The following is a 15,050-nucleotide window of genomic DNA, read 5'->3' as shown; positions in this document are numbered from 1 at the left end:
CCGGGTCACCCCGCATCGTCGCACCGCCCGAGGGCGGCCCGGCAGAGCGCAGTGGAGGAATTCACAGCCCGTGGGCGCCGTGCCTCAGCCGTGCTCGCGCCACCGGTTGGTGATCGGCAGCCGCCGATCCCGGCCGAACGCCTTCATGGAGATCTTCGTGCCCGGGGCGGACTGCCGGCGCTTGTACTCGGCGGTATCCACCATCCGCAGCACCCGGTCGATCACCGCCGCGTCGTGACCCGCCTCGACCAGCCCGTCCCGGCCCAGGTCGCCGTCGACGTAACCGATCAGGATCGGGTCGAGCACCGTGTAGTCGGGCAGGGTGTCGCTGTCGAGCTGGCCGGGGCTCAGCTCGGCGCTCGGCGGCTTGCCGATCGAGTTCTCCGGGATCGGCGGCGTCTCGCCCCGGCTGGCCGCGTCGGCGTTGCGCCACTTCGCCAGTCGCCAGACCAGCGTCTTCCAGACGTCCTTGACCGGGTTGTAGCCGCCGACCGAGTCGCCGTACAGGGTGGAGTAGCCGACCGCCAGCTCGCTCTTGTTGCCGGTGGTGAGGACGAGGTGCCCCTCCTGGTTCGACAGCGCCATCAGGATCACGCCCCGGACCCGGGCCTGGAGGTTCTCCACGCTCACGCCGGACAGCGACATGTTCGCCAGGAAGGTGTCCACCATCGGCTGGATCGGCTCGACGCGGTAGTCCAGCCCGGTCCGCTCGGCCAGCTCCGCGGCGTCGGAGCGGGAGTGTTCGGAGGAGTGCTGGCTGGGCAGCGAGACCCCGACCACCCGCTGCGGGCCGAGCGCGTCGACCGCGAGGGCCGCCACCACCGCCGAGTCGATGCCGCCGGAGAGGCCGAGCACCACCGAGGGGAACCGGTTCTTGTCGACGTAGTCGCGCAGCCCCAGCACCAGGGCCTGCCACACCTCGGCCTCGTCGGCGACCGGCTCGAAGATCCCCCCGGCGGCCGGCGGTCCGGCCGGTGCGGCCCCGGCCTCGCTGATCCGGGTGCGGCTGATCCGCATCCCGTCGGCCAGCTCGCCGGAATCCGGGGTGCCGGACTCCGGGGCGGCCGGCAGGTCCAGGTCGTGCACCATCAGGTGATCGACGAACTGCGGGGCGCGGGCGAGCAGCGTGCCGTCGGCGGCCACCACCATCGAGTCGCCCTCGAAGACCAGCTCGTCCTGGCCGCCGACCATGTTGACGTACGCGATGGCGGCTCCGGCCTCGACGGCCCGGCGGCCGACCAGCGGGAGTCGGATGTCGTCCTTGTTCAGCTCGTACGGCGAGCCGTTGATGGTGACCACCAGCCCCACCCCGGCCTGCCGGGCCACCGCGAACGGCCCACCGACCTGCCAGAGGTCCTCGCAGATGGTCAGCGCGACGTCCACGCCGTCGACCCGCACCACGGTCAGCGTGTCGCCGGGCACGAAGTAGCGGTCCTCGTCGAAGACGCCGTAGTTGGGCAGGTGGTGCTTGAAGTAGGTGGCCACCACGGTGCCGCCGTGCAGCACCGCCGCGGCGTTGCGCGCCCCCCGGCCCGGTTCGGCGTCGACGCTGACCTGCGGCGGCCCGTCGGCGTCCAGGTAGCCGACCACGACCGGCAGGTCACCGAGGCCGTCGGCGGCCAGGTCGGCGGCGAGGGAGTGCAGCGCCGACCGGGACGCGGCCACGAACGAGCGACGGAAGACCAGGTCCTCGACGGGGTAGCCGGTCAGCACCATCTCCGGGAAGGCGACCAGCCGGGCACCGGCGTCCGCCGCCCGGCGGGTCCACCGGCGGACCAGCTCGGCGTTGCCGGCCAGATCGCCGACCGTCGGGTTGACCTGGGCGAGAGCGAGGCGCAGGGTGGGCATGTCCTCATCTTGCCCCAGCCGGTCGGGGCCGGCGCGGCGGGCGGCCCCGCCCGGAGCCGGCGCGGGTCCGGCGCATGGCCGGGCGGCGGTCGCGTAACGTCGGCGTAACGAGGCCGGTGGAGACTGGTCGGTCAGGCCGTCCCGGGGTGTTCCGGCGGCGGGCGTGCGACGTGCGAGGGGTGGAAGTGGACCGTCAGCAGGAGTTCGTCCTCCGTACGCTGGAAGAGCGGGACATCCGGTTCGTCCGGTTGTGGTTCACCGACGTGCTCGGCACGCTCAAGAGCGTCTCCGTCGCACCCGCCGAACTGGAGGCCGCCTTCGAGGAGGGCATCGGGTTCGACGGCTCGGCGATCGAGGGCTTCGCCCGGGTCTTCGAGTCCGACATGGTGGCCATGCCCGACCCGACCACCTTCCAGGTCTTCCCCTTCGAGGGCGGGGTCAGCGGCGAGAGCGCCCGGATGTTCTGCGACATCCTCCTGCCCGACGGCAGCCCGTCCTGGGCCGACCCCCGGCACGTGCTGCGCCGGGCGCTGTCCCGGGCGGCGGACAAGGGCTTCACCTTCTACACCCACCCCGAGATCGAGTTCTTCCTGCTGGAGAATGGCCCGCAGGACGGTTCGGTGCCGCTCCCGGTGGACACCGGCGGCTACTTCGAGCACACCACCCACGCGGTGGCCCGGGACTTCCGCCGGCAGGCGGTGCTCGCCCTGGAGCGCATCGGCATCTCGGTCGAGTTCAGCCACCACGAGGTCGCCCCCGGCCAGCAGGAGATCGACCTGCGCTACGCCGACGCGCTGACCACCGCCGACAACATCATGACCTTCCGGCACGTGGTGAAGGAGGTCGCGCTCTCCACCGGCGTGCAGGCCAGCTTCATGCCGAAGCCCTTCACCGACCAGCCGGGCAGCGGCATGCACACCCACCTCTCGCTGTTCGAGGGGGAGCGCAACGCGTTCCACGACGCCGAAGACCCGATGAAGCTCTCCAAGGTGGCGAAGTCCTTCATCGCGGGCCTGCTGACGCACGCCCGGGAGTACACCGCGGTGACCAACCAGTGGGTCAACTCGTACAAGCGGCTCTTCCCGCTGGCGCTGCCGGACCGGATCACCGAGAGCCCGGCGTACGTCTGCTGGGGTCACCTCAACCGGTCCGCGCTGGTCCGCGTCCCCGCCTACGGCAAGCCGAACTCGGCCCGGGTGGAGGTGCGCTCGCTGGACTCGGCGGCCAACCCGTACCTCGCCTTCGCGGTCATGCTCGGCGCCGGGCTCAAGGGCATCGAGGAGGGCTACGAGCTGCCGCCGGGCGCCGAGGACGACGTCTGGTCGCTGTCCAGCGCCGAGCGCAAGGCGATGGGGTACGAGGCCCTGCCGGAGAACCTGGCCGAGGCGATCGACGTGATGTCCGGCTCCGAGCTGGTCGCCGAGGTGCTCGGTGAGCACGTCTTCGACTTCTTCCTCCGCAACAAGCGCGCCGAGTGGGAGCAGTACCGCCGCGAGGTCACCCCCTACGAGCGGCAACGCTACCTCTCCCTCTGACCTGGTTGCGGCCTGCCGCTATCGTGTGCCACCACGTGCCGGCATCCCCTGACCGGCACCCCCTGTGGGAGGCAGTCGGTGCTGGAGGACCTGCTCACCGGAGCGATGCAGAGCGTCGTCTACGGAATCGTCGGTGTCGTGCTGATGGCGGCCGGCTTCGGCCTGGTCGACGTGCTCACCCCCGGCAAGCTCCGGGATCTCATCTGGGTGCAGCGCAACGGCAACGCCGCGTTGCTGCTCGCCGCCAACCAGCTCGGCATCGCCGCGATCGTGTTCACCGCGATCTTCACCAGCTACGACGACTTCGCCAAGGGGCTCGCCTCGACGGCGGTCTTCGGGCTGGTCGGCCTGCTGATCATGGCGCTGGCGTTCTTCGCGCTCGACCTGCTCACCCCGGGCCGGCTGGGCGCGATCATCTGCGCCGACGAGCCGCACCCGGCGGCCCGGGTCAGCGCGGCCACCCACTTCGGGGCCGCGTTGATCGTCTGCGCCTGCATCGCCTGACCCGCCCTGTCGTACCCGGAGGCTAGCGTCCGGGCGTGAACCGGACGGACCGTCTCTACGCCCTGGTGGAGGAGCTGCGGGCGGTCTCGCCCCGGCCGCGCAGCGCACGCTGGCTCGCGCAGCGCTTCGAGGTCAGCGCGCGCACCATCGAGCGCGACATCGGCGCGTTGCAGCAGGCCGGCGTGCCGATCTGGGCCGAGCCGGGCCGCACCGGCGGGTATGTCGTCGACCGGGCGCACACGCTGCCACCGGTCAACCTCACCGCCGTCGAGGCGGTGGCGATGGCCGTCGCGTTGCACCGCCTCGGCGGCGGCCCGTTCGCCGAGGCGGGCGCTTCGGCGTTGCGCAAGCTGCTCGCGGTGCTGCCGCCGGCCGACGCCGCCGAGGCCCGCCGGCTGGCCGGGCGGGTGCACCTCGTCGGTGGTGGACCGGCCGAGCCCGTCCCGGCCGCCGTCGCCGGTGCGGTCATCGCCCGTCGGGTCCTGCGCATCGGGTACGCCGACCGGGCCGGCGTCGCCACCGAGCGGGTCGTCGAGCCGCTGGGCTTCCTCGGCAACCCCTGGCACTGGTACCTGCTGGCCTGGTGCCGACTGCGCGACGGCCCGCGGGCCTTCCGGACCGACCGGATCGTCACGGTGACCGCGCTGCCCGAGCCGGTCACCCGGGAGCTGCGTCCCGACGACCTGGATATCCCGCAGCAGGTGGTCCGCCAACTCTCCCTGGTCTGAATTCCCGTCCGCCTGGTCTGAATCCCCGCGGTTTCCCCGCCGGGCTCCGTCCGGTTCGCGAAACTGCGGGGGAAACACCGACAGGACGGTGTCGCAGTGCGGGTCGAGGCTGACCGTGGACAGCGCCGGTCGACCGGCCGGCGCGACGTACGGGAGGCAGACATGACCACGACCAACGTCGTGAACTGGTTCGAGATCGGCAGCGACCGCCCCGAGGAGGCGGAACGCTTCTACGGCGAGCTGTTCGGCTGGACCTTCGAGGAGCAGGGTGCGCCGGGCCGGTCGTACCGGGTGACCGAGGGCGGCACGGGTGACGGGATCGGCGGTGCGATCCGCGCGACCGACGGCACCCCGAACTACGCGATCTTCTACGTGCAGGTGGCCGACGTGGCCGACACCTGCCGGCGGGCCGAGGCGGCCGGCGGCCGGGTGCTGGTGCCGCTGACCACCACCCCGAGCGGGCTCACCTTCGCCAACCTGATCGACCCGACGGGAAACCACATCGGCGTCTTCACCCCGCCCGCCTCCTGACCCTCCGCCCCGGTCACCTGCGACCTTGGACAGTTGGCGTCGTGTGTGGACGGCAACTGTCCAAGGTCGCCCGGCCGGTGGACGACCGGGTGCGCGGGTCCGGCATGCTGACTCCGGGGAGTCGTGGGAGGGAAGCGGACCGTGCCGGACGAACTCAGTTACGCCGACGCCGTACGCCTGCTCGGAGGGGAGCGCAGCCGGTTCGTCGAGACGTTCGACCGGCTGGCCGGCTGGGCGCTGCTCGCCGGGGCGGTACCGGTGCCCGCTCTGCTGGGCATCTTCGACGCCAAGGGGGAGTTCGTCCGGCTCGGCCGGGACCTGCTGCGGCACCTCACCGAACAGCGCTCCGGGCTGTCCCGGTACGGCCGGACCGAACGGTTGGAGGCGGCGCACGCGGTCATCGCGGTCACCGCCTTCTTCGAGGTGCTGCACGAGGTCGACCTGCCGTTCGCCTTCGCCGACCTGGAGATCGGGAAGACCGAGCAACTCGCCGTCGCCGGCGGTGGGCCGGCCGACCCGAGGGCGGTCACCCGGAGCATGTTCGCGCTGCCCGCCCCGGTGCCCGGCCCGCACCTGCCCCCGGCCCGGCTCGGTGAGGCCCTCGACCGGTACTACCGCACCATCGCCGAGCAGCTCGCCGTGCACGTGACCGGGCTGGCCGCCTGGGAACGGCTCGACACCACCCGGCAGCGGGCGTTCCGGGAGGCGCTGGCGGCCGTCCCGCGCCTGGCCGTGCGCCGGTACCGGGACCTGAGCCTCGCGCTGGCGGTGGAGTTCCCCGAGGTGGCGTACTGGTCGGGGCGGCACGAGCACGAGGCCACCCGCCAGGAGGTGCACCGCGTCGCCCTCGGCCTCGCCGAGCTGCGTCGGGTGCTCACCGACGTCTCCACCGGACGACCGCCGCAGGGGTGGCCGGCCGCGCTGGCCCGCGCGTACACCGCGGCACTGGACCGGCCGATCGTCGAGGCGGGAGAGGTGCCGGCCGGGATGGAGGTGCCCACCCTCGGTGAGGCGTACGTCCCGCCGCTGTGCCGGGTCGCGGCCCTCGACGGGCAGGCCCGCCCCAGCGACGAGGTGTGGTGGCGGGGACAGCCGGTCCGGCACGACCTGCCCGACCTGCTCGCCTGGTACCTCACCTCGGCGATGGCCACCCGGGCGCCGCTGCTGGTGCTCGGCCAACCCGGCTCGGGCAAGTCCGTCCTCACCCGGGTCCTGGCGGCCCAGCTGCCGGCCGCCGACTTCCTGGTCGTCCGGGTGGTGCTCCGCGAGGTCCGCGTCGAGACGGACCTCCAGGAGCAGATCGAACAGAGCGTCCGGTACGCCACCGGGGAACGGCTGGACTGGCCGGCGCTGGTGCGCTCGGCCGGCGACGCGCTGCCCGTGGTGCTCCTCGACGGCTTCGACGAGCTGCTCCAGGCCACCGGGGTGACCCAGACCGACTACCTGCTGCGGGTCGCCGCGTTCCAGCGCCGGGAAGCCGACCAGGGACGACCGGTGGCGGTGCTGGTCACCAGCCGGACCAGCGTCGCCGACCGGGCCAAGCCCCCACCCGGGGCGGTGGCGTTGCGGCTCGAACCGTTCGACCGGGCCCGGGTGGGACGCTGGGTGCAGGTGTGGAACGCGGTCAACGTGCACCACTTCGCCCGGCTCGGGGTCCGACCGTTGGACCCGGAGGCGGTGCTGGCCCACCGGGAACTGGCCGAGCAGCCGCTGCTGCTGCTGATGCTCGCCCTGTACGCCGCCGCCGGCAACGACCTCGCCGCCGCCGGTGAGCTGCGCCGCAGCGAGCTGTACGAACGGCTGCTGCGCAGCTTCGCCCGCCGCGAGGTCGGCAAGCACCGCCCCGACCTGCCCGAACGGGAGCTGGCGCGGGCCGCCGAAGAGGAACTGCGACGGCTGGCGGTGGTCGCGTACGCGATGTTCAACCGGGGCGTCCAGTGGGTCACCGAGGAGGACCTCGAAACGGACCTCGCCGCCCTGCCCTTCCTCGCCGCACCGCCGGCCAGCCGGTCCGGCAACGACCTGCGGGTCCCGTTGCGTCCCGCCGGGATGCTGCTCGGGCGGTTCTTCTTCGTGCACCGCTCGCAGGCGAACCGGGACGACGACCGGCGTGCGACGTACGAGTTCCTGCACGCCACCTTCGGCGAGTTCCTGGTCGCCCGGACGGCCGCCCTGGTCCTCGGCGAGATGGCCGCCGTCGCCGCGGCGGTCAGCCTGCGCCGCGACGTGGACGACGACCCGCTGCACGCGCTGCTCTCCTCGGCCACCCTGACCGGCCGGGCCCCGGTGGTCACCTTCCTCACCGAGATCCTCCGGTCGTGGCCCGCCGAGCGACGTGACGACGCCGCCGAGGTGCTGCTCCGCCTCTTCCACGGCGTGCACGACGACCGGCCGCCCCGGCGTTTCGCGGCGTACCGGCCCCGGGCGCTGCCGGTCCCGGCCCGGCACGCCGCGTACAGCGCGAACCTGCTGGTGCTGCTGGTCTGCCTGGCCGGCGACGTCTCCGGTCGGCAGCTCTATCCCGGGGACGGGGACGTGCGGTCGTCGTGGACCCGGCAGGCGCTGCTCTGGCGCTCCCAGCTCACCGACGACGAGTACCGCGGCCTGGTCAACGCGGTCGCGCTGGACCGGCTCGGCGACGGTGGCCGCCGCGACGTCCGGCTCCGCCTCGCCGACGGGACCTGGCAGCCGCCGCCGGTCGACCCGGAGTGGACGTACGCCCCGGCGGAGCGTGTGGAGTCGGGGACGATCCACGTGCTGCCGAACCGGGGCGCGCCGGTGCTGCGGCGGACGGCGCACTTCGAGTGCGACCCGCAGGGCGACGCGGTGACGCACGCCCTGGAACCCCTGCTGACCCGCCTGCCGTCGGCGTTGGACTCGCTGGTGCCGTCGACGGGCCACCGGTCGGTGGCGCACCACCTGCTCGCGATGCTGCTGCTGCCCCTCCAGAGTGCCGACGCGGCCGGACGGGCCCGCGTGTACGGCGCGGTGGCGCGGATGATCGGGCACCTCGACCGGGAGCGGTCGCCCTTCGAGGAGTCGGATCTGGCGACCCTGCTCTTCGACCGGCTCGCCGTGGACCACGCGGTGCCGCCCGCGCTCGGCACGGAGCTGCTCGGCGGGATCCACGGGATGAGCCGCTGGGAGGTGCGGGCGCTCTCCGCGTACGTCCGGGCCACCCTGGCCGTCGTCGAGCGCGGCGCCGACGTGGACGACGGGCTGGCCGCCCAGATCGTGCACGCGGTGTCCGAACTCTCCGACCGGTCGGGCCGGGACGATCGGGACCTGGTCGGCCACGCCCTGGGCCGGCTCGCCGACCTCGGCCTGCTCGACGACGGCGTGCTGGCGGCGAGCACGGCGAACCGCCTGGTGGCGGTGCTGGCCCGGCACCGACCGGACCTGCTCCCGTCGCCGCGCCCCCCGAGCCCCGACGACCGGAACGGCTGACCGTCCCGGTCGTCGGAGGGCGGACGACGCCGGCGGTCACTTCCCGGCTTCACCGCCGAAGCGGTGCCAGCCGCCGCCGGGGAACACCCCGGCCTCGACCGCCGCGGTGATCGCGTCGGCCTGCGCCTGGGTGAGCTTGCCGTCCTTGACAGCCTGGGCCAGCCGCTCCTTCAGCGCGGCCTGCCGGTCGGCGGCGTCGCCACCACCGCGCCAGCCGCCCCGCTCCGGGCGGTCACCCTTGCGCTCCTCGCGCAGCTTCTCCAGGGCAGCGGTCACCTTGTCGGCCGGTACGTCCAGTTCCTCGGCGAGCGCCTCGGCGAAGGCGCTCTGCCGTGCGGTCCGGTCGGTGCTCTCGCTGGTGCTGGGACTGGGGCTGGCCGTCTCGCCGCTCCCGGCGAAGGCAACCGCCGGCGCGGCGATCCCCAGCCCGAGTGCGCCGGCCGCCACGAGCCCGGCGATCAGGTGCTTCCTGGCCATGGTTCCTCCTGCTGATCGGTGTGCCGTTGACCCGACGACGGTGCCCGCGACAACTGGGGGCCACCCGTGGTGAGCCTGTCATTCCGCTGGGAATCTCGGGCACAAATCAGATGCAAACCGGACGCCCAGTCGGAAAGATGACCTCCGGTCCGATTCAGGGAGGCAGGATGATCGAGGAGATCCGGGTCGCTGACCCGGGCGACGGGCCCTACGGCATCACCGTGGGCCCGGACGGGGCGCTCTGGTTCACCCTCGTCCACGCCGGCCGGATCGGTCGGCTGGCGGTGACCGGGGAGGGCGACCCCGCGCTCACCTCGTACCCGCTGGATTCGGCCGACTGCGGCCCGTCGGTGATCACCACCGGCCCGGACGGCGCGCTCTGGTTCACCCGCTCCCGCGACGACCGGATCGGCCGGATCACCGTTGCCGGGGAGGCCAGCGCGTTCCCGCTGCCGTCGGGCACCGCGCCGTTCGGCATCGCGGTCGGCCCGGACGACGCGCTCTGGTTCACCGGGATGAGCAGCGACACCATCGGCCGGCTCACCGTCGACGGGGAGCTGACCACGTTCCCGGTACCGGCGGCCGGCGGATTCCCGTCGATGATCACCGCTGGGCCGGACGGGGCGCTCTGGTTCACCCTGAACCGGGCCAACGCGATCGGCCGGATCGAGGTGGGCGGCGCGGTCGCCCTGCATCCGCTGCCCACCCCGGACGCCGCTCCGGTCGGTGTCACCCGCGGTGCCGACGCGCTCTGGTTCGTCGAGATCGGGGCCGGTCAGGTCGGCCGGATCACCCCGGACGGGACGGTCACCGAGTTCCCGCTGCCGGACCGTGCCGCCCGTCCGCACGCGATCGTCGCCGACCCGGCCGGCGGCTGCTGGCTCACCGAGTGGGCCGCCAACCGCCTCGCCCACGTCGACCCGGCCGGCCGGATCGAGGAGTACCCGCTCCCCACCCCCGACGCCGAACCCCACGGCCTCGCCGTCACGGGCGCCGGCACCGTCTGGGTCGCCCTGGAAACCGGCGCCCTGGCCCACCTGCGTCCCACCCGCTGACCCCGGGGCCCACGAGCACCGGAGCCCGCCGGCGGGAGAGCAGCCGCCGGGTCAGCGGACGGCGGGGGAGACGGTCAGCGTGCCGGCGTCGGTGTCGAGGGTGGCGGGGGTGCCCACCGGCACGGTGAGCTGACCGGGGCCGTGCCCGACGGGTAGGCCCCCCAGCACCGGGACGCCCAGGTCGCCGAGGCGGTCGAGCAGCACGTCGACGACGGTCGTCTCCCAGCCGTCGGCGCAGCCGGTGAACTGGCCGACCGCCACCCCGGCGACGCCGTCCAGCGCCCCGGCCCGGCGGAGCTGGGTGAGCATCCGGTCCACCTTGTACGGCGGCTCCTGCACGTCCTCGACCAGCAGGATCGCCCCGGTCAGGTCCGGCATGTCCCGGGTGCCGAGCGAGGCGACGATCAGGCAGAGGTTCCCGCCGAGCAGCGTCCCGGTGGCCCGTCCCGGCACGCGTACCGGAAAGGTCCCCTCGGCCGGGTCGGCGGCCACGGTGACCGGTTCGGTGGTGGTCAGCGCGGCGTGCAGCGACTCCGCCGAGCGCAGTGGGGTCCGTTCGTCCCGCCAGGCGGCACCCGGCCCGTGCACGCTGGCCAGCCGGGCGCCCCGCCAGAGCGCGAACTGGAGGGCGGTGATGTCGGAGAACCCGGCCACCACCTTCGGGTCCCGGCGTACGGCGGCCATGTCGACCGCGTCCACCACGCGCTGTGCGCCGTACCCGCCCCGGGTGCAGACGATCCCGCGCACGTCGGGGTCGGCGAACGCGGTGTTCAGGTCGGCGGCGCGCAGCTCGTCGGTGCCGGCCAGGTAGCCGTGTCGGGCGTAGGCGTTCGGGGCCGGCACCGGGCGCAGTCCCCAACCGGTGAGCAGTTCGACGCCCCGGGCGAGCCGCTCCGGCCGGATCGGCCCGGACGGTGACACCAGCATGACCGTGTCGCCGGGGCGCAGGGCGGGCGGACGGACCACGTCGTCGGGGGCACGGCTCACAGCGGCAGAGCCTATCCGGCCCGCCGAGGGCCACCGGATAGCCTCGACGTCGTGGCAACCGCGCTGGTGATCGAGAACGACCCGACCGACGACCCCCGACGCCTGGGGGAGTGGCTGACCGAGGCTGGGCTCACGCTGCGGGTCCTGCGCCCGTACGCCGGTGACGACCTCCCCGCCGACCTCGACGGGTACGCCGCCCTGGTGGTGCTCGGCGGCGAACAGCAGCCGTACCCGCAGCCGGACGGCACCCCCGGCGCGCCGTGGTTCCCGGCCCTGGAGGGGCTGCTGCGCAAGGCGGTGCGCCACCGGGTGCCCACCCTCGGGATCTGCCTCGGCGGTCAGCTCCTCGCCACCGCGCACGCCGGCGAGGTGGTGCGCAGCCCGTCCGGTCCCGAGGTCGGCCCGTGCGTCGTCGGCAAGCGGGACGCCGCCGAGACCGATCCCCTCTTCCGGTACGTGCCGCTGATCCCCGACGTGATCCAGTGGCACGTGGACGAGATCACCGAACTGCCCCGGGGCGCCACGCTGCTCGCCGCCTCCACCCGCTATCCGCACCAGGCGTTCCGCCTCGGCGACCGGGCCTGGGGCTTCCAGTTCCACATCGAGTGCGACACCGCCATGATCGCCACCTGGGCCACCGACTCCCGGCTCCTGGCCCGGCTCGGCTACGACCCGGACGTGGTGGTGGCCGCCTGCGACGCGGTGATGGCCGACATCGAGGAGGTCTGGCAGCCCTTCGCCGCCCGGTTCGCCGCGCTCGCCCTCGGCGAGCTGGACGACGACCGCACGCCCCGGCCCACCCTGCCCCTGCTCGGGCACTGAGCGGCATGACCAGATCCACCAGGACCAACCGCCTCGCCCGGTACGGGTTCGGGGTCGGCGACGACGGGGGCGTGCGCGCCGCCGACCTGCTCGGCCCGGACGGGCTCGGCCTGTGGCGGCCCGAGTCGCAGGAACCGGTCGACGAGCCGGCCGCCGAGCTGCTGACCGCGCTCTCCCGCGCCGCCGACCCGGACCTGGCCCTGCGCCAGCTGCACCGGATCGTCGAGGCGGAACGCCGCACCGCGCCCCGGGCCGACGAAGGCTCCGTCCTGTTGGCCGCGGTGCACGCCGACCCGGGGCTGCGCCGCCGGCTGGTCGCGGTGCTGGGCGCGTCCTCGGCGCTCGGCGACCACCTGGTGGCCAATCCGGAGCACTGGCGGGTGCTCGCCACCGCCCCGGACGGGCTCGCCCCCACCGCCGTCGGGCGGCTCGGCCCGCTCGGGGAGGGCAAGCCGATCCCGGCGCTGCGCGCGGCGTACCGGTTGGCGCTGCTGGGGATCGCGGCGGCCGACCTGACCGGCGGGCGCGCCCTGGAGCAGTCCATGGCGGCGCTCTCCGCGCTGGCCGACGCCACCCTGTCCGCCGCGTACGACATCGCGGTCGGTGAACTGCCCGAGGGCACGCCGGTGCCCCGGCTGGCCGTGGTGGCGATGGGCAAGTGCGGCGGCGGTGAACTGAACTACGTCTCCGACGTCGACGTGATCTTCGTGGCCGACGACGACGCCGACCTGGCCGTGGCCACCACCATCGCCACCCGGCTGATCCACGTCTGCGGGCTGGTCGCCTGGCCGGTGGACGCCGCGCTGCGTCCCGAGGGCAACCGGGGGCCGCTGGTCCGCACCCTCACCAGCCACCTCGCCTACTACCGCCGCTGGGCGCGCACCTGGGAGTTCCAGGCCCTGCTCAAGGCCCGTCCCGCCGCCGGTGACCTGGCTCTGGCGAGCGAGTGGATCGAGCAGCTCGCCCCGCTGCTGTGGCGGGCCGCCGAGCGCCCCGAGGCCGTCTCCGACGTCCGTTCGATGCGCCGGAAGATCATCGAGAACATCCCGCCGAAGGAGCTGGAGCGCGAGATCAAGCGCGGTCCGGGTGGCCTGCGTGACATCGAGTTCGCCGTGCAGCTGCTGCAACTGGTGCACGGCCGGGGCGACGAGTCGTTGCGTGAACCCGGCACCATCCCGGCGCTGCGCGCGCTGGTCGCCGGTGGCTACGTCGGCCGCGCCGACGGGGAGGGGCTGCTGCGCGGGTACCGCTTCCTGCGCGGCGTCGAGCACCGCCTCCAGCTCCAGGGTCTGCGCCGCACCCACACCGTGCCGGCCGAGCCGGCCGGGCTGCGCTGGCTCGCCGCCGCGCTCGGCTACACCGCCACACCGGGTCGCAGCGCCGTCGAGGCGTTCCGCGCCGACTGGGTCACCCACGCCACCGAGGTACGCCGGCTGCACGCCAAACTGCTCTACCGGCCACTGCTGGAGTCGGTGGCCCGGGTGCCCGCCGACGGGCTGCGGCTGACCCCCGAGGCCGCCCGGAACCGGCTGGAGATCCTCGGCTTCGCCGACCCGGCCGGGGCGCTGCGGCACCTCCAGGCCCTCACCGGCGGGGTGAGCCGTACCGCCGCCATCCAGCGCACCCTGCTGCCGGTGCTGCTCAGCGAGTTCGCCGACGCCCCGGAACCGGACCGGGGCCTGCTCAACTACCGGCAGGTGTCCGACAAACTCGGCAGCACCCCCTGGTACCTGCGCCTGCTGCGCGACGAGGGCCCGGTGGCCCGTCGGCTGGCCCGGGTGCTGTCGCTGTCCCGGTACGCCACCGACCTGCTCTCCCGGGAGCCGGAGGCGCTGCGGCTGCTGGCCGAGGAGAGCGAGCTGACCCCGCGCCCCCGCGAGGTGCTCTGCGAGGGGTTCACCGCGGCGGCGGCCCGGCACACCGACCCGGTGCAGGCCACCCGCGCGGTCCGCGCGCTGCGCCGCCGCGAGCTGGTCCGGCTCGCCTGTGCCGACGTGCTCAGCCGGGCCGGCTCACTCGCCCCACGGGCCGCCCGGGAGACCCCGCCGGACGTCAGCGCCGTCGGCGCGGCCCTGGCCGCGGTCACCGACGCCACCCTCACCGCCGCGCTGCGCACCGCCCGGGCCGCCCGCCCGGACGTGCCCGGCCTGAGGTTCGCGGTGATCGGCATGGGCCGCCTCGGCGGCTACGAGTCGAACTACCTCTCCGACGCCGACGTGCTCTTCGTCTACGACGCTCCACCGGAGGTCCAGGAGAGCGCCGCCAGCGCCGCCGCGCACGGCATCGCCGAGGAACTGCGGCGGCTGCTCGGCATGCCCGCCCCGGACCCGGCCCTCGGGGTGGACGCCGACCTGCGCCCGGAGGGCCGGCAGGGCCCGCTGGTGCGCAGCCTCGCCGCCTACGCCCAGTACTACGCCCGCTGGTCCAGGGTCTGGGAGGCGCAGGCCCTGCTGCGGGCCCGCTTCGTCTGCGGCGACGCCGACCTCGGCACCGAGTTCGAGGCGATGATCGAGCCGGTGCGCTACCCGGCCGACGGGCTCACCCGGGAACAGGTCGTCGAGATCCGACGGATCAAGGCCCGGGTGGAGACCGAACGCCTGCCCCGGGGCGCGGACCCGGCCACGCACACCAAACTCGGCCGGGGCGGGCTCGCCGACGTCGAGTGGGCGGTGCAACTGCTCCAGCTCCGGTATGCCGGTCGGCACCCGGAACTACGCGGCACGCGTACCCTCGGGGCGCTGGCCGCCGCCCGCGACGCCGGACTGGTCGACCCGGCCGACGCCGCCGCGATGGCCGCCGGCTGGACGACGGCCGCGCAGGTCCGCAACGCGCTGATGCTGGTCCGTGGCCGGGACGGCGACCAGCTCCCCCGGCACGGCGTGGAGCTGGCCGGGGTGGTCCAGCTGTTCGGGGCGGACGACCCGGGCGAGTTCCTCGACGAGTACCTGCGCACCGCCCGGCGCTGCCGTACCGCCATGGAACACGTCCTCGATGCCTGAGTCGGTGCCCCGCGCGGCGGCCCCAGCCGCTGCCCTCCGGTCCGCCGGCCCCGCCGCCGGCCCCGAGTCCGTCACCACCAGCGTCGGTGCCGCCGCCACCCGGCCGGTCGCCGGAGC

Annotated in this window: 11 protein-coding genes; 8 read left to right on the top strand and 3 right to left on the bottom strand. The window is 74.4% G+C overall.

Features of this window, described 5'->3' with window-relative positions; all coding sequences use genetic code 11:
- Positions 1-84: 84 nt before the first annotated feature.
- Positions 85-1,848, bottom strand: coding sequence for an NAD+ synthase (locus IGA62_RS04215; protein ID WP_145816166.1), 1,764 nt, complete (start codon positions 1,846-1,848; stop codon positions 85-87).
- Between the two features lie 185 nt (positions 1,849-2,033).
- On the opposite strand from IGA62_RS04215, the gene glnA reads away from it, so the two are divergent.
- The 5 genes from glnA to IGA62_RS04190 all read left to right on the top strand — a co-directional run bounded on the left by glnA (position 2,034) and on the right by IGA62_RS04190 (position 8,593).
- Positions 2,034-3,383: a type I glutamate--ammonia ligase gene (gene glnA / locus IGA62_RS04210; RefSeq protein WP_145821805.1), complete on the top strand. Its 1,350-nt coding sequence runs from the start codon at positions 2,034-2,036 to the stop codon at positions 3,381-3,383.
- Between the two features lie 78 nt (positions 3,384-3,461).
- Complete coding sequence (locus tag IGA62_RS04205) at positions 3,462-3,887, top strand: DUF350 domain-containing protein (protein ID WP_145816167.1); 426 nt, start codon at positions 3,462-3,464, stop codon at positions 3,885-3,887.
- A 35-nt stretch (positions 3,888-3,922) separates the two neighbouring features.
- Positions 3,923-4,615, top strand: a complete 693-nt coding sequence (locus IGA62_RS04200; RefSeq protein ID WP_145816168.1) for a helix-turn-helix transcriptional regulator — start codon at positions 3,923-3,925, stop codon at positions 4,613-4,615.
- A gap of 162 nt (positions 4,616-4,777) precedes the next feature.
- Positions 4,778-5,146 (top strand): VOC family protein, encoded by a 369-nt coding sequence (locus IGA62_RS04195; protein WP_145816169.1) that lies wholly within the window; start codon positions 4,778-4,780, stop codon positions 5,144-5,146.
- 141 nt (positions 5,147-5,287) lie between these two features.
- Entirely contained in the window at positions 5,288-8,593 is a 3,306-nt protein-coding gene (locus IGA62_RS04190; protein WP_190289254.1) for an NACHT domain-containing protein, read from the top strand.
- Between the two features lie 36 nt (positions 8,594-8,629).
- On the opposite strand, the gene IGA62_RS04185 is transcribed toward IGA62_RS04190, so the two are convergent.
- A complete protein-coding gene (locus IGA62_RS04185; RefSeq protein ID WP_145821806.1) occupies positions 8,630-9,070 on the bottom strand; it encodes a hypothetical protein in 441 nt (146 codons plus the stop codon).
- Between the two features lie 167 nt (positions 9,071-9,237).
- Between IGA62_RS04185 and IGA62_RS04180 the strand changes: the two genes are divergently transcribed.
- Positions 9,238-10,125: a Vgb family protein gene (locus IGA62_RS04180; RefSeq protein WP_145816170.1), complete on the top strand. Its 888-nt coding sequence runs from the start codon at positions 9,238-9,240 to the stop codon at positions 10,123-10,125.
- Between the two features lie 51 nt (positions 10,126-10,176).
- Here the strand turns inward: IGA62_RS04180 and IGA62_RS04175 are convergent, their stop codons facing one another.
- A complete protein-coding gene (locus tag IGA62_RS04175; protein WP_145821807.1) occupies positions 10,177-11,052 on the bottom strand; it encodes a S66 peptidase family protein in 876 nt (291 codons plus the stop codon).
- A 111-nt stretch (positions 11,053-11,163) separates the two neighbouring features.
- Here IGA62_RS04175 and IGA62_RS04170 point away from each other — a divergent pair, with 111 nt between their 5' ends.
- Both IGA62_RS04170 and IGA62_RS04165 read left to right on the top strand, forming a co-directional pair.
- Complete coding sequence (locus IGA62_RS04170) at positions 11,164-11,934, top strand: type 1 glutamine amidotransferase (RefSeq protein ID WP_145816171.1); 771 nt, start codon at positions 11,164-11,166, stop codon at positions 11,932-11,934.
- A 5-nt stretch (positions 11,935-11,939) separates the two neighbouring features.
- Positions 11,940-14,933, top strand: a complete 2,994-nt coding sequence (locus tag IGA62_RS04165; RefSeq protein WP_145816172.1) for a bifunctional [glutamine synthetase] adenylyltransferase/[glutamine synthetase]-adenylyl-L-tyrosine phosphorylase — start codon at positions 11,940-11,942, stop codon at positions 14,931-14,933.
- The last annotated feature ends 117 nt before the right edge of the window (positions 14,934-15,050 follow it).

This window comes from Micromonospora sagamiensis, from assembly GCF_014680085.1.
In the GTDB taxonomy this organism is placed as follows: Bacteria; Actinomycetota; Actinomycetes; order Mycobacteriales; family Micromonosporaceae; genus Micromonospora; species Micromonospora inyonensis.
The sequence above is the reverse complement of the archived record's forward strand: the minus strand, read 5'-3'. Positions and strand labels throughout refer to the sequence as shown.

What these genes read in the sequence shown, in the direction of transcription:
- IGA62_RS04165 (WP_145816172.1), top strand. Translation starts at nt 11,940, where the DNA reads ATGACCAGATCCACCAGGACCAACCGCCTCGCCCGGTACGGGTTCGGG.
- IGA62_RS04180 (WP_145816170.1), top strand. Translation starts at nt 9,238, where the DNA reads ATGATCGAGGAGATCCGGGTCGCTGACCCGGGCGACGGGCCCTACGGC.
- IGA62_RS04215 (WP_145816166.1), bottom strand. Translation starts at nt 1,848, where the DNA reads ATGCCCACCCTGCGCCTCGCTCTCGCCCAGGTCAACCCGACGGTCGGC.
- IGA62_RS04175 (WP_145821807.1), bottom strand. Translation starts at nt 11,052, where the DNA reads ATGCTGGTGTCACCGTCCGGGCCGATCCGGCCGGAGCGGCTCGCCCGG.
- IGA62_RS04185 (WP_145821806.1), bottom strand. Translation starts at nt 9,070, where the DNA reads ATGGCCAGGAAGCACCTGATCGCCGGGCTCGTGGCGGCCGGCGCACTC.
- IGA62_RS04195 (WP_145816169.1), top strand. Translation starts at nt 4,778, where the DNA reads ATGACCACGACCAACGTCGTGAACTGGTTCGAGATCGGCAGCGACCGC.